Source organism: Salipiger sp. IMCC34102, from assembly GCF_004145405.1.
GTDB lineage: Bacteria > Pseudomonadota > Alphaproteobacteria > Rhodobacterales > Rhodobacteraceae > Loktanella.
The window spans coordinates 68,299-87,414 of record NZ_SELQ01000001.1; the positions used below are offsets into that span (position 1 = coordinate 68,299).

Genomic DNA, 19,116 nt, shown 5'->3' on the forward strand with positions numbered 1-19,116 from the left:
ATGGCAAGGCGTCGGAAAGCCTCACGCCGCCTGCGCGACCGCCTTCCGCATCCAGGCGTCCAGCGCCGCGACCTGGTCGGCATCAAGACGCAGGCCAAGCTTGGACCGGCGCCAGACGACATCGGCTGCCGTGCGTGCGAATTCCCGAGCCACCAGCCAACGGACCTCGGCTTCGGTCAGCGTCGCGCCGAAATGGCGGCCCAGGTCCGCGGCCTCTCGCGCCGCGCCCAGCACCTGCCATGCGTCGGTGCCGTAGGCCCGGATCAGGCGCCGCGCCCAGTAGGGCGTGAGAAACGCGTAGTCGGCTTGCAGGCGCGCGATCAGCGCGTCGACCTCCGTCACGCCGAAGTCACCGCCCGGCAGCGGCACGCCTGCGGACCACTTGGGCGGCAGGTCCGAGAAATAGGGCGCAAGCTTGTCCATCGCGTCCTCGGACAGCTTGCGGAATGTGGTGATCTTGCCGCCGAAGATGTTCAGGATCGGCGCACCACCTTCGGCTTCGACCTTCAGCACGTAGTCGCGCGTCGCCGCCGTCGCGGACTTCGCCCCGTCGTCGTAGAGCGGGCGTACGCCGGAATAGGTCCAGACGATATCGTCCGTGCTGATGTCCTTCTTGAAGTAGCGGTTCGCGAAATCGACGAGGTAGTGCGCCTCCTCCGGCGTGCAGACCGGCGGGGTGTCGGGATCGTCATGGGCGGCATCGGTGGTGCCGATGAGGGTGAAATCGGTCTCGTAGGGGATGGCGAAGATGATCCGCCCGTCCTCGCCCTGGAAGAAGTAGCACTTGTCGTGATCGAAAAGCCGCCGGGTCACGATGTGGCTGCCGCGGACGAGGCGCACGCCCTCGGTGCTGGGGATGTGCACGGTATCGTGGATGATGTTCCCGACCCAGGGGCCGCCGGCATTGACCAGCGCGCGGGCGGTGATGCTGCGCGCGCCGCCCGGACCATCCAGATCGACCGTCCAGTGATCCCCCGTCCGCCGCGCCGCGACGACGCGGGTGCGCACCAAGATATCCGCCCCGCGCTCCTGCGCGTCGCGGGCGTTCAGGACGACAAGACGGCTGTCCTCGATCCAGCAGTCGGAGTATTCGTAAGCCGTTTTGAACCGATCCTCCAAGGGCGCCCCTTCCGGGCCTGCGGTCAGGTCCACTGTCGTCGTGCCCGGCAGGATCGTACGGCCGCCGAGGTGGTCGTAGAGGAAGAGGCCAAGCCGGATTAACCACATCGGACGCCGCCCCTTCATCCAGGGCATCACGGTGCTGAGGATCCGCGAGGTCGGCGTTTCGCTCTCGAAGCGCATGTCGGGGCTGTAGGGCAACACGAAACGCATCGGCCAGGCGATATGCGGCATGGCGCGCAGCAGCGTCTCGCGCTCGGCCAGGGCGTGGCGGACGAGGTTGATCTCGAAGTATTCGAGATAGCGCAGCCCGCCGTGAAAGAGCTTGGTCGAGGCGCTGGAGGTCGCCGAGGCGAGATCGTGCATTTCGGCCAGGCCAACGCGCAGGCCGCGGCCCGAGGCGTCGCGCGCGATGCCGGTGCCGTTGATGCCGCCGCCGATGATGAAGATGTCGTAGTCCATGCCCCGGACCTATCGCAAAACCAGCCGCAGGGAACCCGCCTATCCCAGAAGCTGCATGAGCCTGCGCAACGCCGCGGCGTAGCCTTCGGTGCCCAGCCCCGCGATCACCGCGTCGGCGCGGGCCGAGACATAGGAATGGTGGCGGAACGCTTCGCGCTTGTGGATGTTCGAGATATGGACCTCGATCACGGGTCCGTCGTAGGCATTCAGCGCATCGAGGATCGCGACGGAGGTGTGCGAATAGGCGCCCGGGTTGATGACGATGGCATCGGCATCATTGCGCCCGGCCTGGATCAGATCGACGAGCGTGCCCTCGTGGTTGGATTGCTCGAACTGCAAGTCCACGCCTTCCCCCACCGTGGCGCGGCAAAGGTCGGCCACGTCGTCCAGGGTCTGGGCGCCGTAGATCTCCGGCTGGCGCTGGCCGAGCAGGTTCAGGTTCGGTCCGTTGAGGATCAGGATCTTGGGCATGCGGGCCTCCTTGTGCGCGACCATGCCGGATCGGGCGGACCTGCGCCATGCAAAAAGGCGCGCCTTGCGTGACGCGCCTTTCGCGGCAGGTCGACGTCAGCGGTATTTCAGCGACCGGCCATCCTTGAAGATCTGCACCTTCTCGGGTGCCGCGGACATGCGCACGTCGCGCCCGCGCAGATCGGCGTGGATGCCCGGCAGCTTGCCGATCACCGCGTCGTTGTCGCCGATCCGCTCGAAGTAAAGGAGCGTGACCTCGCCCAGGGCCTCGGTGATGTTGACCGTTCCATGGAAGATGTAATCGCCGTCCGTCGCGACGAGGTCTTCGGGACGGACGCCCACGTTGACGCGCGCCCCCATGTCCGCATCGGTCGAGGCGACGTCCGCCAGCGCCGTGCCGCCGCCGTCCAGCCTCACCCGGGTCTGCGCACCGGTTTCGACGATCTCGCCCGAGAGCAGGTTCATGGCAGGAGAACCGATGAACTGCGCTACGAACTCGTTCTCCGGTCGCTCGTAAAGCTCCAGCGGGGTGCCGACCTGCGCGATGCCCTTGTTGGCCAGGACGACGATGCGGCTCGCGAGCGTCATCGCCTCGACCTGGTCGTGGGTGACGTAGATCATCGTGCTGTCGGGCATCGATTCCTTGAGCTGCGCGATCTCGATCCGGGTGGCGACCCGCAGCGCCGCGTCGAGGTTCGAGAGCGGCTCGTCGAAGAGATAAACCTTGGGATCGCGCACGATGGACCGCCCGATCGCGACCCGCTGGCGCTGCCCGCCCGAAAGCGCCTTGGGCAGACGGTCGAGGTAAGGTTCCAGCTGGAGGATCTTCGCGGCCTTCATGACGGCGGCGTCGATCTCTTCCTTGGACTTCTTGGCGAGTTTCAGCGCGAAGCTCATGTTGTCGCGCACGGTCATGTGCGGGTAGAGCGCGTAGCTTTGGAACACCATCGCGATGCCACGCTGCGCAGGGGGCGTGTCGTTCACGACCTGGCCGTCGATTTCGAGCGTGCCGGAGGTGATCTTCTCGAGCCCCGCGATCATCCGCAGCAAGGTCGACTTGCCGCAGCCGGAGGGACCGACGAAGACGATCAATTCGCCCGCCTTGATGTCGAGGTTGATGTCGTTGAGGACGTTGACCGTTCCACCGTAGGTCTTCTCGATGTCGGTCAGCTTGAGAGTGGCCATACCCGGTCTCCTTTATTTCACGGACCCGGCCAGCAGGCCGCGGACGAGGTAGCGTTGAAGGGTGAAGAACACCAGAAGCGGGATCGTGATCGACACGAAGGCGGCGGCGGCCAGGATCCCCCAGTCCCCCCCGCGAGAGCCGAGCAGATCGTCGGCGATCTTCACGGTCATGACTTTCGTCTCGTCCGACGAAGGCAGGAAGACCTTGGCGATCAGCAGGTCGTTCCAGGTCCACAGGAACTGGAAGATCGCGAAGGCGGCCAGCGCCGGGAAGGACAGCGGCAGGATGATCTTGGTGAAGATCTGGAAGTCGGTGCCGCCGTCGACGCGGGCGCTCTCGATGATGTCGCGCGGCAGTCCGATCATGTAGTTGCGCAACAGGTAGACCGCGAGCGGCTGCCCGAAGGCCGAGTGCGCGAGCCAGATTCCGAGGAACGACTGCCCGATCCCCACCTGGTTGTGCAAGGTCAGCATCGGCACCAGCGCCAACTGCAATGGGACGACCAGAAGACCGATGATCGCGGCAATCAGCCAGGTACGCCCCGCGAAATCCATCCAGGCCAGCGCGTAGGCGGCGAAGGCCGCCATCAGGATCGGGATGATCGTCGTCGGGATCGTCACCGTCAGCGTGTTCACGAAGGCCTGGCCCATCCCCCCGGCCGTCAGCACCGTGCGGTAGTTGTCGAGCGTGAAGCTGGGCGGTGCCTCTGCCACGATGTAGTAACGCGGACCGCTCCCCTCGGGATCTTCGGGCACGGTGAAGACGTAATCGCCGTTGCGTTCGACGATGAGCGTCTCTCCGTCGCCGAGGTCGGCGACCTCTCCCGCGGGATAGGCGCCCGGCGCTCTACCCGAATCACCGAAAGCCGCAATATTGCCTTGCCCGTCGGGGAAGCTGGGCGCGATTTCGGGATCCTCGAAGACGTTGCCGGTCAGCGCGAAGCCCCCGTCGACCGGGGTTGTGGTTTCGGTGTCCCCGCGCCCGCGGAAGGTCTGCTCGGTCGAGGACGCCGCCAGCCACCAGCCCGAGGCCGAGATGGCGTCGCGGTCCCTGAAGGACGACACGAACAGCCCCACGGTGGGGATCAGCCAGATCAGCACCAGCAGAAGCACGGTGATGTTGACCGCGATCGAGAGACTGGATTTCTTTCCTGCGATATTGTCCATGATCTCTCCCCTCTCAGCGCATCTCTGCGCGGGCTTGGCGGATGTTCTGCACCATCACCGGCGTCACGATCAGCATGATCACGATGGCCACGGCCGTCGCGCGCCCGTCGTCGCGGAACATGAACTGCATCATGTAGCTAGGCAGGATCTGCGTATTGAAGTTGCCGCCCGTCATCGCATAGACGATGTCGAAGACCTTCAGCACCAGGATCGTCGTCGTCGTGAAGACCACGATGATCGTATTGGTGACCTGCGGGATCTGGATCTTGAAGAAGATCTGGAACGGGTTCGCCCCGTCGATGATCGCGGCCTCGATCGTCTCTTCGGGGATGCCGCGCAGGGCCGCCGACAGGATCACCATGGCGAAACCGGTCTGCACCCAGATCAGGATGACCATCAGAAAGATGTTATTCCAAAAGGCCACCTGCAGCACGTCGAGCGGTTGCGCGCCGAACATGTTCACCCGGATCGCGTTGATGATCCCAAGCTCCGGGTCGATGGCGTAGACGAACTTCCAGATCAGCGAGGCGCCGACGAAGCTGATCGCCATCGGCATGAAGATCAGCGACTTGGCGATATTCCCCCAGCGCAGCTTGTCCGTGAGCTGCGCGATCAGGAGCCCCAGGAAGGTGGAGACGGACGGCACCACCAGCGCCCAGAGCACGTTGTTCAGGAAGGCGGTGCGGAATTCCGAGGACGCGAACATCGACGTGTAGTTCGCGAAGCCGATGAAGTCGTTGCCTGACCGGTTGTAGAGCGACCGGATGAACGAACCCACCACCGGATAGACGAGGTAGAGCGACAGCGCGATGATCGTCGGCGCCAGGAAGAGCCAGGGCCGGATCGTGTTCGCGCGGTTGATGTTGCGGGAGGCGTTCGGCCCCTTCGCCGGGAACAGGACCTTGTCCAGAAACGCGTTCGAGGCGATGAAGTACAGGAAGATCCCCCCCACGCCGATCGCGATGGTGATGAGCCCCTGGAATACCGGGTTCATGCGTTGCTCCTCCCTAAGCCGCAAGACGCCGGGCCGAAGCACCGGCTATGGGGTGACCGGGCCCCCCGTGGGGGACCCGGCAATGTCCGTGCTTACTGGATCTGGTCCCAGCGGCTCTGGATCTGGTCGGCCACGGCCTGCGCATCCGCGCCGGTGGTGTAATCGACCATGCCGGTCCAGAAGGCGTTGGTGCCGATCTCGCCCGGCATCAGGTCCGATCCGTCGAACCGGAAGGACGTGGCCGTGGTCAGGATCTCACCCAACGAACGCTGGACGTCCGAGGTGTAGATGTCGAGGTTCGCATCCTGGTGCGGCGACAGGAACTGGCCCTGCGTCATCATCAGCTCGTGCGCGATCGGCGTGCCGAGGAACTCCATGAAGCCGTTCGTCACGTCGCGGTCGTTGGTCTGCGACGCGAGGCCCCCGGAGCCCAGGACGGGCCGGCCCAGATCCTCGGACTCGAACGGCGGGAAGTAGAAGAACTCGACATCCGTGCCGGCTTCGACGCCTTCAGGGAAGAAGATCGGGATGAAGGACGCCTGCTTGTGCATGTAGCAGGCCGGCGGGAAATCGAACAAGCCATCGGGGCTGTCGCGGAAGTCGGTCGTGGCCGCCGCCTCCGGTCCGCCGTCGACGAAACCTTCGGTCAGGGCATACATGCCGTACTGCTCGATGGCGTTGACGACGATGGGATCGTTGAACGCCAGCTCGTTGTTCACCCAGCGGTCGTAATCCTCGAGGCTTGCTGTGCGCAGCATCATGTCCTCGACCCAGTCGGTCGCGGGCCAGCCGGTCGCCGCACCGGATCCCAGGCCCAGGCACCAGGGCGTGCCGCCGTCGTCGACGATCTGCTGGGAGAGCTCCATCAGCTCTTCCTGCGTCTCGGGGATCTCGTAACCGGCTTCCTCGAACTGCTCGGGCACGTACCAGACCAGCGACTTCACGTCCGTCCCGAAGAACAGGCCGAACACGTCCTCGTTGCCGTCGGAGCCTTCGAAGGTCGCCAGCTGCTTCCAGCTGTCGCCGGCCGCGTAATTCTCGACCATGAAGTCGGTCATGTCGTCCGCCACCGGCATCAGCGCGCCTTGCTGTGCCAGATCCTTGGCCAGACCCGGCTGCGGGAACAGGGCCACGTCGGGCAGACCGCCCGCCTGGGACGCGATGACGATGTCCTGCTCGAAACTCTCGGAGCCGGAGTATTCGACGGTCGCCCCGGTGGCGTCCTCGAAATAGGCGTAGAGGTTGCGATAGCGTTGCGCGTCATCGCCGGTGGTCGCACCGGTCACGTTCAGCGTCTCGCCGCTGTAGTCGTGATTCGCGGCGAATTCCTCCAGGGCGGACCAGCTGAAGTCGCCTTCGCCCTTCTCGACGATCAGGTCCTGCGCGCTCGCGGCACCGGCCGAGACGGCCAGCAGCGTGATAACGCTAACGGTATTCATTGTACGGTGCATCATTATCCTCCCAGATAAATCTCGATTGGCCCGACCGGATCGGGCGGCGTTCGAATTTCGCATGGTCATGATCCGAACCATGCGACATCGACTGATAAATAGCCTAGCGAGAAACGCACACGAGGCAACCGTCGTCTTCGGTGTTACGATCTGGAAACACGCGTATTTTTAAGGCAACCGCCGCGCTTCCATCCCCGAATTTCGGAAACCGTCGTCGATGCTGCACTGCGGCGCGGCCTGCGCAAGGATCCGCTGCCAACTGCGGGCGCAGGAACCGGAAACCGCATGCCGAGGCACTCCTGAACGCCCCACTCATGCCGCCGCTCGACAGCTTATCCTTGGCGCGCGATTTGACGCAGACCCTTGCCGGTCAACGCCTGCGAACATACCATGAACCTATGATGTCACTGAACCGAAAACTCGCGATTCTCTCGGATGCGGCACGCTACGATGCGTCCTGCGCCTCTTCCGGCACGACCCGTCGCGACAGCCGCGACGGCAAGGGGTTGGGCAGCACCGAAGGATCGGGCATCTGCCATGCCTATGCCCCGGACGGGCGCTGCATCAGTCTGCTGAAGATCCTGATGACGAACTTCTGCATCTACGACTGCGCCTATTGCGTGAACCGCGTGTCGTCCAACGTCGAACGCGCGCGCTTTTCCGTGGACGAGGTCGTGCAACTTACGCTCGAGTTCTATCGACGCAACTACATCGAGGGGCTGTTCCTGTCCTCCGGCGTGGTCCGGAACCCCGACGACACGATGGAGCAGATGGTCCGCATCGCGCGACGCCTGCGCGAAGAGGAACACTTTCGCGGTTACATCCACCTCAAGACGATACCCGACGCCTCTCCCGCCCTGATCGAAGAGGCGGGACTTCACGCCGATCGTCTATCGATCAACGTGGAACTGCCGACCGACAAGGCGGTGCAGGCCTTCGCGCCGGAAAAGAATCCCGAAACGATCCGCGGCGCCATGGGCAACGTGCGGACCCATCGCGCGGCCTCGAAGGAGCGCAGCCACACGGGCAAACGGCCCCCGAAGTTCGCGCCCGCCGGGCAATCGACGCAGATGATCGTGGGCGCGGACGGGGCAACGGATGCCACGATCCTGACCCGCTCCACCGGGCTTTACGAGGATTACAAGCTGCGGCGCGTCTACTACTCGGCCTTCTCGCCGATCCCCGACGCGACCGCGAAACTGCCGCTGGTGAAACCGCCCCTGATGCGCGAACACCGGCTCTACCAGGCCGATTGGCTGATGCGGTTCTATGGCTTCAACGTCGGGGAAATCACCTCGACCGCCGCGGACGGCAACCTTGATCTGGATATCGACCCCAAGCTCGCCTGGGCCTTGCGCAACCGCGATCAGTTTCCGGTGGACGTGAACCGCGCGCCGCGCGAGCTTCTGCTGCGCGTGCCCGGCTTCGGGACCAAGACGGTGGGGCGCATCCTGACCACGCGGCGTCATCGCAGCCTGCGCTACGACGACCTGCTGCGGCTCGGCGCCTCGCTGAAGAAGGCGCAGGCCTTCGTCACCTGCGCGGATTGGACACCCGGCGGCCTGACCGACAGCGCGAACCTGCGCGCGCGTTTCGCCCCGCCACCGGAACAACTGTCGCTTTTCTGATGCACACCATTCCCCTGCCCCGCATCGGAACGTGGGAGGCTTGGCGCACCGCCGCCCGCGCCTGCCTTGCCGCCCGCATCCCGCCGGAGGACATCCTGTGGGACTTCGCCGGCAGCGAAGCGGAGCTTTTCGCAACCGACCTGCCTGCCCCCACCGTCCGCGGCACGGTCAAGGTGCCCGCCGACTTCGTCGACATGGCGAAATGGGTCGTCTGGCACGCGGACCCGCAACGCTTCGCGCGGCTCTACGCGCTGTTGTGGCGGCTTCGGCTTGACAAGGGAGTGATGTCGGACCGCGCCGACCCTGACCTCGCCAAGCTGCGGCAGATGGAAAAGGCGGTGCACCGGTGCAAGCACAAGATGCGGGCCTTCGTGCGGTTCCGCGATCTGCGCACCGGGGGGCCGCGCCGCAGCTTTGCCGCCTGGTTCGAACCGACGCACCATACGGTCGAACCCAATGCCCCCTTCTTCGCCCGTCGCTTCGCGGACATGGACTGGATGATCGTCACCCCCGACATCACCGCGCGTTTCACGGACGGCACGCTGACGTTCCACGAAGGCCAGCCGAAGCCGGACCTGCCCGACGACGCGACCGAAGAGCTTTGGGGGACCTACTTCAAGAACATCTTCAACCCCGCCCGGCTGAAGGTGAAGGCGATGACCGCCGAGATGCCCAAGAAATACTGGAAGAACATGCCCGAAGCGCAGCACATCCCCGACCTCATCGCCCATGCGGAGGCCCGCGTGCGCGACATGGCGGAGGCGGGCCCCACCCTCGCCCCCGCGCGCGTGGCCAAGATCCGTGCCCAACTGGCCGAGACGCCGCAACCCGCGTCATGGAACCTGCTGGACGCCGATCTGCACAATTGCACCCGTTGCCCGCTTCATGGTCCCGCGACGCAGGTGGTGCCGGGCACCGGTCCGCGCGATGCGGCGCTGATGATCGTCGGCGAACAACCCGGCGATGCGGAGGACCTGGAAGGCCTGCCCTTCGTCGGTCCCGCCGGCCAGCTGTTCGACCGTCTCGCGGCGCAGGCGGGACTGGACCGCAAGACCGCCTTCGTCACCAACGCCGTCAAGCACTTCAAGTTCGAGCAGCGCGGCAAGCGGCGTATTCACCAGAACCCCAATACCTCGGAGATCGAGCATTGCCGCTTCTGGGTCGAGTCCGAGATCAAGCTGGTGAAACCGAAGCTGATCCTCGCCATGGGCGGGACCGCGGCGGAAAGTCTGACGGGGACGCGCAAGGGGATTCTGAAACGGCGCGGCCAGATCGAGGACACGCCCCACGGCCCAGTCTTTCTGACGGTCCACCCCTCCTACCTGCTACGCCTGCCCGACCACGCCCGCGAGGAAGCCGAGCAAGCCTTCCGCGCCGACCTCTCCGGCGCCGTGCAAGCCCTCACCCTCCTTTCGCACCCCGCTTGAGCGGCGCGCCGCGATCCCCTTCTTCTGGCTCTAAATATCCCGGGGGAGGCGCGGCCTGCCGCGACGGGGGCAGAGCCCCCAGACCTCGTCAGACACCCCGCGCGCGCTGGAAGACTTTTCGGCCGGAAAGTCTTCGCCACGGAAAACTATTCTAGAATAGTTTTTGCTCCCACGCTCAGGTGTTGAACAGGAAATGTAGAACATCGCCGTCCTTGACGGTGTAGCCCTTGCCTTCCGCGCGCATCTTGCCCGCTTCCTTCGCGGGCTGCTCGCCGCCCAGGGTCACGAAATCGTCGTAGGCGATGGTCTCGGCCCGGATGAACCCGCGCTCGAAATCACCGTGGATGACGCCGGCGGCCTTGGGCGCCGAGGTCCCTTCTGAGATCGTCCAGGCCCGCGCTTCCTTCGGCCCGACGGTGAAGTAGGTCTGCAACTTCAACAAGGCGTAGCCCGCGCGGATCAACCGGTCGAGACCGGGTTCTTCCAGCCCCATCTCGCCCAGGAACATCTCTGCTTCCTCGGCGTCGAGCTGGCTGATCTCCTCCTCGATCCGGGCCGAGATCACCACGTGGGAATTTCCTTCCGCCGCGGCCATTTCGGCGACGCGCGCGGACTGGCTGTTGCCCGCCCCCGCGCTTTCTTCCTCGACGTTGCAGACGTAGAGCACCGGCTTGGTCGTCAAAAGCTGCAGCATCCGCCAGGCCTTGGCGTCGTCGGCGTCCACCTCGACCATTCGGGCGGGTTTGCCGTCCTCCAGCGCCGCCTGTGCGGCCTTGAGCAGACGTTCCTGCTGCACTGCCTCCTTGTCGCCACCGCGCACCTTGCGCGTGAGACCGGCCAGGCGCTTCTCGATGCTTTCGAGGTCGGCCAGCATCAGCTCTGTCTCGATCACGCTGGCGTCCTCGACCGGATCGACCCGGCCTTCGACGTGAGTGATGTCGGGATCCTCGAAGCAGCGCAGCACATGGGCGATGGCATCGCATTCGCGGATGTTGGCCAGGAACTGGTTGCCCAGCCCCTCGCCTTTCGAGGCGCCTTTCACGAGGCCCGCGATATCGACGAAGGTCATGCGCGTCGGGATGATGTTCTGCGACTTCGCGATCCCCGCGAGGGTATTCAGCCGCGCGTCGGGCACGGCCACGTCGCCGACGTTCGGCTCGATGGTGCAGAACGGAAAGTTCGCGGCCTGGGCGGCCGCGGTACGCGTCAGCGCGTTGAACAGGGTGGACTTGCCGACGTTCGGCAGACCCACGATTCCCATCTTGAAGCCCATCGGATCACTCCCTTGAAAGACCCGCCGCGTCTAGTCCGCAAGCCTTCCGGAAACAAGGGTCAGGCGTTGCGCCGTTCGAAGATGATCAGCCACGCCAGCACGATGAACATCGGGTGGGTCAGACCGCCCGAGATGATGATCGCCGGGATCCAGATGAAAAAGGTGATGATCCCCACGAACGGACGGCCGGCGAGGAAGATCGACAAGGGCGGGAGCAATAGTGCGAGCAAGTAGTTCATGCCCCCGATATAGGGGGCCGTTCGCCTTTCACCAGTCCCGCGGGGCAGGCGGCCTTGTCAGACCCCCGCAAATCCGCCATTCCTGCGGCCACGACCGACCGCAGAGGCCTGCCCATGTCCCGTATCGACGCCCGTTTCGCCAAACTCAAGGCCGAAGGCCGCAAGGCCTTTGTCGCCTACGTCATGGCGGGCGATCCGACCTACGAGACCTCGCGCGACGTGATCCTTGGCCTGCCGGGGGCGGGCGTCGACATCATCGAGCTGGGGCTGCCCTTCACCGATCCGATGGCCGACGGCTCGACCATCCAGCTTGCCGGGCAGCGCGCGCTGGAAGGCGGCCAGACGCTGGCTCGGACCCTTGATCTTGCGCGCGAGTTGCGCAAGACCGACGACACCACGCCGATCGTGATGATGGGCTACTACAACCCGATCTATTCCCGTGGCGTCGATCGCTTCCTGGACGAGGCGAAGGAGGCCGGCATCGACGGGCTGATCGTCGTCGACCTGCCACCGGAGGAAGACGACGAGCTTTGCCTGCCCGCCCAGGCCAAGGGTCTGAACTTCATCCGCCTCGCCACGCCCACCACGGACGACAAGCGCCTGCCCAAGGTGCTGACCAACACCAGCGGGTTCCTCTACTACGTCTCGGTTACCGGGATCACCGGCACCGCCGCCGCCCAGGCCGGTGACGTCGGGCCGGAGGTCGCACGCATCAAGTCCCAGACCGACATCCCCGTCGTCGTCGGCTTCGGCATCCGTACGCCGGAGGCCGCGCAGGCCATCGCCTCGGTCGCCGATGGCGCGGTCGTGGGCTCCGCCATCGTGGAGCGGATCGGCGCGGGGCAATCGGCCTCTGACGTGCTGAGCTTCGTGGCCTCGCTGGCCGACGGCTGCCACGCGGCCAGGGCCTGACCCGCCCCTATCCAAGCCCCGACACCGAGAACCAGCGCGCCGCCCAGGGCCATCTGGAAGGCCGCGCGCAGGAACGGCGTCTGCACGGAGAGGTTTTGGATCCAGGCGATTGCCCAAAACTCTACGAAGACCACGGCCAATGAGCGGAGTTGTCTTACCGAACTGGCTGCGGTGCAGGGCGATGAGGCGCTTGCGGTGACCGTCCTCCCCGGAGGAAATGGCGCGCGCCAGCACCTTATGCCTGGACAGGTCCCGGAACCGGCGGCGGGTGGAAACTCCAAACAGCATGGCAGCCCCCAACTTGAGGACAAGTCTAAAGCAGGAGCGCCGGGCGCGTCAGTCCAGCCGGCGCACCTCGAGGTGGTTGCCCCCCCGTTGCTTGATCTCGAACCGGCCCGTCTTCCGCAGAAGGTCCGACAGCTTGGCGCTGCCGTAGGTGCGCGGGTCGAAGTCCGGCGTGGCGCTGACCAGATACTGGCCCAACTGGCCCAGCGTGTACCAGTCGGAATCGGGATCGATGGATTCCATCGCTGCCAGTACCAGCGGGATCGCGTCGTAGGCGGCATCCTTGGACGGCTCTCCAGCCGCGGAAGTGGGCTTCACCTCGACCTCGGGCGTGGCGCCCAGGTTCTCGACGAAGATGAACCGCTTGCAGGCGCGCCGGAAGGCGTCCGGGGTCTTCTTCTGGCCGATCCCGTAGACATCGGTGCCCTGCTCCCGGATCCGCGCGGCGAGCGACGTGAAATCGCTGTCGGAACTCACCAGAACGAAGCCCTGGAACCGCCCGGTGTGCAGAAGATCCATCGCGTCGATCACCAGCGCGATGTCGCTGCTGTTCTTGCCCGTGGTGTAGGCCGGTGATTGCTGCGGGTTCAGACCGTGCTCCAGCAGGACGCGGTTCCATCCCGCCAACTGGTTCGAGGCGAAGTCCCCGTAGATCCGCCGCACGCTGGCTTCACCGAAGCGGGCGACCTCCTCGAAGATCGCGCGGGCGTGCTTTGGAGAGGTATTGTCCGCGTCGATCAACACGGCGAGCAAGGGGCGGGTATCGGGCATCAAAATTCCTTTCGTGCGTTATCCCGTCCTACCGCGGCGCAAAGGCATGAGCCACCCCGTCCGGCCGGGGCCGCGCGGTCAAGGCTCTTGCCCCCCGCCGATCCGCCGGGCAAGGTGCGCTCATGAACAAGATTGCCCTTTCCACCCTTCTGCTGCTTTCCGCCTGCTTCGGGCCCGCCCCGGTGCCCGATGCCGACGGTTGCGGCGCGGCGGCCTTCGCGGACACGCTCGGCATGCCGATCGACGATGTCAGCGTCCCGACCGACCGCCCGGCCCGGGTCATCCGGCCCAACGACATGGTCACGGCCGACTACAACGAAAAGCGCATCAACTTCGATGTCGATACCCTGGGCCTCGTGACGGACATCACATGCGGCTGATCGCGACGTTGGGTCTAATCGCCCTGACCACCGCCTGCACTGGCCCCCGCAGCGACGGTCCCGTTCCGCAAGCGCCCGTGGTCGACAACCCGGTACCGACCGGAACGGACAACACCTGCGGCGGACGGCGTTACGGCAGCCTCGTGGGCAAGAACGCCGAAGTCCTGGAAACCGTGCTGATCATGGGGCCGATCCAGGTCATCCGGCCCGGCATGGTGACGGCGCAGGACTACAACCCAGAGCGGATCAACTTCCGCATCGGGGCCTCCGGGCTGATCGAAGGCATTACCTGCGGGTAGGCGCGGCACGCATGACACCGGCGTGCGGGGCTAAGGATCGTTTCGCGTGACAAGGCGGGCACCCTGCGGCGATCTCGACGGATGGGGTGAACTCGAAGCCTGCCGCCGGTCCGACCGTCACGGGTGGGGGCATCATGAGGCCGGTCCGGGGCAGAACTTCTTGACCCCATACATCCCTGACCCTTGTGGCGATCCAGGGTGGCCAAGGGGACCGTCGCAAGACCATTTCACGGCAAACCTGCGACAGGGTTGATTTGAGTTTAACAAGGTCCGATCTTGGTAGGATGACAGACCAGTCCCCCATACCTTTCCCCACCCGAAACGACGATCGGGTCTCGTTCCACCGGACCGAACTGGCGCCGATCCTGTCGCTCTACGGTCGCTTCGTCGCCGCCGGGGAGTGGCGCGATTACGGGATCAGCGCGCTGCGCGACCTGGCGGTGTTCAGCGTCTTTCGCCGCACCGCCGAGAACCCGATCTACCGGATCGAGAAACGTCCCAAGCTGCGCAACCGGCAAGGCCAGTATGCCGTCGTCGGTATCGACGGGCAGGTCCTCAAGCGCGGAAACGACCTGGGCCAGGTTCTGAAGGTGCTCGAACGCAAGCTGATCCGCATCGTCGAATGACCATGCAAAGGTGAACTGGCTCGCCGACGGCGCGCCGCCCGGCTTCGCGCCTTGCGTGGATCAGGTCAGGCGACGCCGTGCCGTCACGTCTCCTCCACCCTGCGCCTGGATCCGCAGGATCGCGGTTTCCAGCGGCTCGTAGGTGCAGGCCATCGCGTGGCCGTTGGCGTGGATCATCACGGCGTCGTCGACCATGATCCCGACGTGACCCGGCCAGAAGACGATGTCGCCGCGGCGAAGCCCCGCGTCGGGGGCGAGTGCCGCCCCGAGGGCTTGCTCCTGCAGGTCCGCATCCCCCGGACAGGCGATGTCGCAGGCGGTCAAAGCCGCGTGTATGAGACCCGAGCAATCGATCCCGCGCGTCGAGTTCCCACCCCACAGATAAGGCACGTTGAAATGCAGCTGCGCCACCGTGACCGGGTCCGTGAACGGCCGGTCGAGCGGGCGCAGATGCTTTTTCGGCACGTACCCCTGGGGCGTCTCGAACATCGTTCTGCGCTCGTCCAGTACCCGTAGACGAGCGCCGAACGGCAGCGCCATGCGCGGTTCCGACTTGAGATCGTCGGCGGCGTAGGCATGGGTGGCGAAGGTTCCGACGCGGTGGGTGGGCCAGTGAAGGTTGTCGAGCCGGGCCGTTTCGACATAGCCGCAGTACCCGTTCGCGGTCTGCACGAAGGACCAGCCGCCGCGGTCTTCCAGCACGGTGACCTCTTCGCCCAGCAGAAGCTGACGCTCCCGCCGACCGTCCGGCGCGGCACGAAGGTCCGTCACGGGCCGTGCCAGCCGTGCCGGCGTGCCATCGACGGGCGTGCGGTCGGGCAGGCCCAACCGGCGCAGGGCGACGCGGTCGTTCGCGGGCCAGAGCCTGCGGTCGGTCACAACGACAGGATCCGCGGCAGCGCGTCCAGAAGCGCACGCGCGCCCATGCCGACGCCGCCTTTCGGACGGGCAGGCTTGGCCGAGGGGTTCCAGCCGTAGATGTCGAAGTGCAGGTAAGGCGCCTCTACGAAGCGGCGCAGGAAGAGCGCTGCCGTCGTGGCCCCCGCCATGCCGCCCGAGGGCGCGTTGTCCAGATCCGCGACGCCGGGTTCGATCATCGTCTCGTAAGGGTCGTGGAACGGCAGCCGCCAGACCGGGTCGGCCACCCGCGCGGCCGCCTCGGTCAGCATCTGGGCGGTGGCATCGTCGTCGGTGAAGAAGGGCGACAGGTCCGGCCCCAGCGCCACCCGCGCCGCCCCCGTGAGCGTCGCCATCGACACGATGAGGTCGGGCGCGTCCTCTGACGCGAGCGCGAGCGCATCGGCCAGGACAAGGCGCCCTTCCGCGTCGGTGTTGTTGATCTCGACCGTCAGGCCCTTGCGGCTTACCAGGATGTCCTGCGGTCGGAAGGCGTTGCCGGAGATGCTGTTCTCGACCGCCGGGATCAGCAGGCGCAGGCGCACCGGCAGGTCCAGCGCCATGATCATATGCGCAAGGCCCAGCGTGGTCGCCGCCCCGCCCATGTCCTTCTTCATCAAGCCCATGGAGCTACCAGGCTTGATGTTGAGGCCCCCGGTGTCGAAGCAGACGCCCTTGCCGACGAGCGTCAGCGCTGGACCTTCGTCGCCCCAGCGCAGGTCGATCAGGCGCGGCGCCCGGTCACTGGCCCGGCCCACGGCGTGGATCATGGGAAAGTTCGCGGACAAGAGATCGTCCCCGGTGGTGACGGTGATCTTCGCGCCATGCGTGTCGGCAAGGCGGCGGGCCTCGGCCTCCAGTTCTTCCGGGCCCATGTCGGAGGCAGGGGTATTGATCAAATCGCGGGTCAGGTATTCGCCTGCGGCGATCGCCTCCACCCGCGCGGGGTCGATGCCGTCCGGCGCGATCAGCTGCGCCGCCGGACGGGCGGGCTTGCGGTAGCGGTTGTAACCGTAAGACGCCAGCAACCAGCCGAGGGCGGCCTCCTCCGCCGCGTCCGACGGCAGGTCGGTGGCAATGGCGTAGGTCCCCTGTGGCAGCTTGCGCGCGGCGGCACCGACGTGGAACCGGTCCCGCTTGCGCGCGGTCTCTCCGCCGATGCCGACAAGCGCCATCGCCAGCGCACCGTCGGGGCCCGGCACGCAAAGCGTGGATCCCGCCGCCCCGTCAAAGCCGTTGGCCTGCGCCCAGGCGCGGGCGGCTTCGGGGATGTCGTCGGCGGCGTCGGAGACGATGTGCAGCGCAATGGCGCTGTCGGTCGGGTCGGCGAAAGTCGCGGTCATGAAGGATGCCTGTGGATTGCTTTGGTCTGCCGCACCCTATGGCAGGCTCTGGGCAATGTCTAAACGCAAAGCCCGGGCATCACTGGACAACGAACTCCGCGTGCAGAGCACCGCTCGCCTTGATGCTCTTGAGGATGTCGATCATGTCGCGCGGCGCGACGCCCAGCGCGTTCAGGCCCGCCACCACCTCGCTCAGCGAGGTGCCGGTGGGCACCTCGGCCAGACCGATCCCCGGCTCGTCCGCGATGCCGACGTTGGTGCGCGGCACAACGACCGTCTCACCCGGCGAGAAGGGATTGGGCTGCGAGACGAGCGGCGCCTCCTGCACGCGCAAGGTCAGGTTGCCCTGGCTGACCGCGACGCGACTGATGCGCACGTCCTCGCCCATGACGATCGTGCCAGACGCCTGGTCCACCACGACCCGCGCCCGTCGTTCGGGTTCGACCGTCAGCGTCTCGATCCGGCCGAGGGCATGGGCCGGCGAGTGCATGCCGGCCGCGGCGATCTCGAACTGGACGGTGCCGGCGTCGATCATGGTGGCCACGTGGCGACCGAAGTTGTCGTTGATCACCCGCTCGATCCGCGCGGCCGTGGTGAAGTCGGGGGTGCGCAAGGCCAACCGGATCCGGTCGAGCCCGGCAAAGTCGAAATCGACCTCGCGCTCGACCGTGGCACCGGACGGAATCACCCCCGCGGTGGGCACGCCTTGGGTGATGGTCGCACCCTCGCCTTCGGCCACGACGCCGCCCGCGATGATCGTACCCTGCGCCACGGCGTAGATATCGCCGTCGGCCGCGTTCAGGGGCGTCATGATCAGCGTGCCGCCCAGCAGGCTTTTCGCATCACCGATGGCCGAGACGGTCGCGTCGATCGAGCTGCCCGCACGGCTGAACGGCGGCAGGCTGGCGGTGACCAGCACGGCGGCGACGTTCTTCGGGCGAAACTGCTCTCCGGTAACGTTCACACCGAGACGTTCGAGGATGTTGACCATGATCTCCTCGGTGAAGGGCGAATTGCGCAGGCCGTCGCCGGTCCCGTTGAGCCCCACGACCAGCCCGTACCCCACGAGGTCGTTGGACCGCACGCCGTCGAATTCGACGAGGTCCTTGAGCCGGATCTGGGTCGCCTGCGCCCCCGGGGCCGCGATGGTGAAGGTCAACGCGAGGAAAAGAAGAAGCAATCGCATCATAGGTAATTCGCCAGGCTCAGGCGCGACAGGCGCGCGGTTGCGGTGAAATGCAGTTCCAGGCTTTGCTGGGCCTCTTGCAGGCGGCTTGCGGACTCGAAGGGATCGAGGTTCACGCGGTCGTTGCGGGCGGAGGCAAACATCGTGCGCTGCGCCCCGAGGCGTACCCGTTCGTTCGCAATCAGCGCCTGGTCGTCACCGATGCGGGCGGCAAGACCATGCAAGCCCTGTGCCGCGGAAAAGGCATCCGTCCCCGCCCCTTTCAGCAGGTCCGCCCTTTCGGCATGACCGATGGTGCCGGAGAGACGTGCGCTGAGAGCCGCCGTGGCGCTGGCGGCCAGCGCGCTGCGGACTTCGGGCGCGTCCGCGCGTGCAGTGCCGTCGATGGAATGGATCTCGCTGATCCGGTGCTTTGCGGCATCGCCGGTGGCCCCCTGGTAGGCCACGGCAGAGAAGCCGCCCACGGGATCGGCGAACCAGTCCCGGACCGCGGTCGCGATATCCCCGGCCTCGGTCAGCCCCGCCACCTCGATCTCGAGCGCGTCGAGGATCGTCTGGGCCGAAGCGAGCGGCACGCGATCCGTCGCCACCCCCGAAAACAGCGAGCGCCCCGCGGAAAACCCGTTCAACCGCTCGATGGCGGAGCCGAAGGCATCCTCCCCCAGCTTTTCCGCGGTTTCGAGTTGGGACAGGGTCGTATCGCTGCGCACCACGATCATGCGCAGGCCCGAATCCTCGAGCGTTTCGGTGATGGAGGCCAAGGCCAGTTGCTGCCGATCAAGGGTCAGATCCAGCGCGGTGGCGCGGTCTAGAAAGCCGTCGATCCGCTCGATATCGCGGTCGAGCCCCGCGACTGCCGCCGTTCGGCCCGAAAGGTGCTTTGCCACGTCCGCAGGCTTGCCCGAGGACAATTCGTTGCTGTAACGGTTCAGGTCGGTCTTCAGTCTTGCACCCGTGTTGAGCGACTGGAACGCTTGGCTGCGATCTCCAACGGTGAGCAT

Annotated in this window: 19 protein-coding genes and 1 pseudogene; 6 read left to right on the top strand and 14 right to left on the bottom strand. The window is 65.9% G+C overall.

Annotation, left to right across the window (positions count from 1 at the left end; genetic code table 11):
• Nucleotides 1–21 precede the first annotated feature (21 nt).
• From glpD to EU805_RS00345, 6 genes are all read right to left on the bottom strand, one after another.
• Nucleotides 22–1,581 (bottom strand): glycerol-3-phosphate dehydrogenase, encoded by a 1,560-nt coding sequence (gene glpD / locus EU805_RS00320; protein WP_129761955.1) that lies wholly within the window; start codon nt 1,579–1,581, stop codon nt 22–24.
• Nucleotides 1,582–1,620: 39 nt separating this feature from the next.
• Nucleotides 1,621–2,052 (bottom strand): type II 3-dehydroquinate dehydratase, encoded by a 432-nt coding sequence (aroQ, locus tag EU805_RS00325; protein WP_129761956.1) that lies wholly within the window; start codon nt 2,050–2,052, stop codon nt 1,621–1,623.
• 96 nt (nt 2,053–2,148) lie between these two features.
• Nucleotides 2,149–3,237 (bottom strand): ABC transporter ATP-binding protein, encoded by a 1,089-nt coding sequence (locus EU805_RS00330; RefSeq protein WP_129761957.1) that lies wholly within the window; start codon nt 3,235–3,237, stop codon nt 2,149–2,151.
• Nucleotides 3,238–3,249: 12 nt separating this feature from the next.
• Entirely contained in the window at nt 3,250–4,404 is a 1,155-nt protein-coding gene (locus tag EU805_RS00335) for a carbohydrate ABC transporter permease (RefSeq protein ID WP_129761958.1), read from the bottom strand.
• 13 nt (nt 4,405–4,417) lie between these two features.
• Nucleotides 4,418–5,398, bottom strand: coding sequence for a carbohydrate ABC transporter permease (locus tag EU805_RS00340; RefSeq protein ID WP_129761959.1), 981 nt, complete (start codon nt 5,396–5,398; stop codon nt 4,418–4,420).
• A gap of 92 nt (nt 5,399–5,490) precedes the next feature.
• Nucleotides 5,491–6,849 (bottom strand): ABC transporter substrate-binding protein, encoded by a 1,359-nt coding sequence (locus EU805_RS00345; RefSeq protein ID WP_129761960.1) that lies wholly within the window; start codon nt 6,847–6,849, stop codon nt 5,491–5,493.
• A gap of 401 nt (nt 6,850–7,250) precedes the next feature.
• Here EU805_RS00345 and EU805_RS00350 point away from each other — a divergent pair, with 401 nt between their 5' ends.
• Nucleotides 7,251–8,477 carry a putative DNA modification/repair radical SAM protein gene (locus tag EU805_RS00350; protein ID WP_207208044.1) on the top strand — a complete coding sequence of 409 codons (1,227 nt, stop codon included), beginning with the start codon at nt 7,251–7,253 and terminating at the stop codon, nt 8,475–8,477.
• On the top strand, nt 8,477–9,904 hold the full coding sequence (locus tag EU805_RS00355; protein ID WP_129761962.1) for a UdgX family uracil-DNA binding protein: 1,428 nt from the start codon (nt 8,477–8,479) through the stop codon (nt 9,902–9,904). The genes EU805_RS00350 and EU805_RS00355 overlap by 1 nt, the downstream gene beginning before the upstream one ends.
• A gap of 175 nt (nt 9,905–10,079) precedes the next feature.
• On the opposite strand, the gene ychF is transcribed toward EU805_RS00355, so the two are convergent.
• Together ychF and EU805_RS00365 are read right to left on the bottom strand one after the other, a co-directional pair.
• Nucleotides 10,080–11,177: a redox-regulated ATPase YchF gene (ychF, locus tag EU805_RS00360; RefSeq protein ID WP_129761963.1), complete on the bottom strand. Its 1,098-nt coding sequence runs from the start codon at nt 11,175–11,177 to the stop codon at nt 10,080–10,082.
• Between the two features lie 59 nt (nt 11,178–11,236).
• Nucleotides 11,237–11,416: a hypothetical protein gene (locus EU805_RS00365; protein ID WP_129761964.1), complete on the bottom strand. Its 180-nt coding sequence runs from the start codon at nt 11,414–11,416 to the stop codon at nt 11,237–11,239.
• A 114-nt stretch (nt 11,417–11,530) separates the two neighbouring features.
• Between EU805_RS00365 and trpA the strand changes: the two genes are divergently transcribed.
• Nucleotides 11,531–12,328: a tryptophan synthase subunit alpha gene (gene trpA, locus EU805_RS00370; RefSeq protein ID WP_129761965.1), complete on the top strand. Its 798-nt coding sequence runs from the start codon at nt 11,531–11,533 to the stop codon at nt 12,326–12,328.
• Here the strand turns inward: trpA and EU805_RS17615 are convergent.
• Together EU805_RS17615 and EU805_RS00380 are read right to left on the bottom strand one after the other, a co-directional pair.
• Nucleotides 12,328–12,471: pseudogene (locus EU805_RS17615) on the bottom strand (rubrerythrin family protein); the annotation flags it as partial. The gene trpA and the pseudogene EU805_RS17615 overlap by 1 nt on opposite strands.
• A 193-nt stretch (nt 12,472–12,664) precedes the next feature.
• Entirely contained in the window at nt 12,665–13,384 is a 720-nt protein-coding gene (locus tag EU805_RS00380) for an NYN domain-containing protein (RefSeq protein ID WP_129761966.1), read from the bottom strand.
• Nucleotides 13,385–13,506: 122 nt separating this feature from the next.
• On the opposite strand from EU805_RS00380, the gene EU805_RS00385 reads away from it, so the two are divergent.
• The 3 genes from EU805_RS00385 (at nt 13,507) to EU805_RS00395 (ending at nt 14,689) form a co-directional block, all read left to right on the top strand.
• Nucleotides 13,507–13,764 carry an I78 family peptidase inhibitor gene (locus EU805_RS00385; RefSeq protein ID WP_129761967.1) on the top strand — a complete coding sequence of 86 codons (258 nt, stop codon included), beginning with the start codon at nt 13,507–13,509 and terminating at the stop codon, nt 13,762–13,764.
• A complete protein-coding gene (locus tag EU805_RS00390; protein ID WP_129761968.1) occupies nt 13,755–14,063 on the top strand; it encodes an I78 family peptidase inhibitor in 309 nt (102 codons plus the stop codon). Before EU805_RS00385 ends, EU805_RS00390 begins: the two co-directional genes overlap by 10 nt.
• Before the next feature lie 284 nt (nt 14,064–14,347).
• Nucleotides 14,348–14,689 carry a DUF2794 domain-containing protein gene (locus EU805_RS00395; RefSeq protein ID WP_129761969.1) on the top strand — a complete coding sequence of 114 codons (342 nt, stop codon included), beginning with the start codon at nt 14,348–14,350 and terminating at the stop codon, nt 14,687–14,689.
• A 60-nt stretch (nt 14,690–14,749) separates the two neighbouring features.
• On the opposite strand, the gene EU805_RS00400 is transcribed toward EU805_RS00395, so the two are convergent.
• The 4 genes from EU805_RS00400 to EU805_RS00415 form a co-directional block, all read right to left on the bottom strand.
• The gene (locus EU805_RS00400; RefSeq protein WP_129761970.1) at nt 14,750–15,568 is read right to left on the bottom strand and encodes an NlpC/P60 family protein; all 819 of its coding nucleotides are present in this window, start codon (nt 15,566–15,568) and stop codon (nt 14,750–14,752) included.
• Nucleotides 15,565–16,929 carry a M17 family metallopeptidase gene (locus EU805_RS00405; protein WP_129761971.1) on the bottom strand — a complete coding sequence of 455 codons (1,365 nt, stop codon included), beginning with the start codon at nt 16,927–16,929 and terminating at the stop codon, nt 15,565–15,567. The genes EU805_RS00400 and EU805_RS00405 overlap by 4 nt, the downstream gene beginning before the upstream one ends.
• A gap of 79 nt (nt 16,930–17,008) precedes the next feature.
• Nucleotides 17,009–18,118: a flagellar basal body P-ring protein FlgI gene (locus EU805_RS00410; protein WP_129761972.1), complete on the bottom strand. Its 1,110-nt coding sequence runs from the start codon at nt 18,116–18,118 to the stop codon at nt 17,009–17,011.
• The gene (locus EU805_RS00415) at nt 18,115–19,116 is read right to left on the bottom strand and encodes a hypothetical protein (protein WP_129761973.1); all 1,002 of its coding nucleotides are present in this window, start codon (nt 19,114–19,116) and stop codon (nt 18,115–18,117) included. The genes EU805_RS00410 and EU805_RS00415 overlap by 4 nt, the downstream gene beginning before the upstream one ends.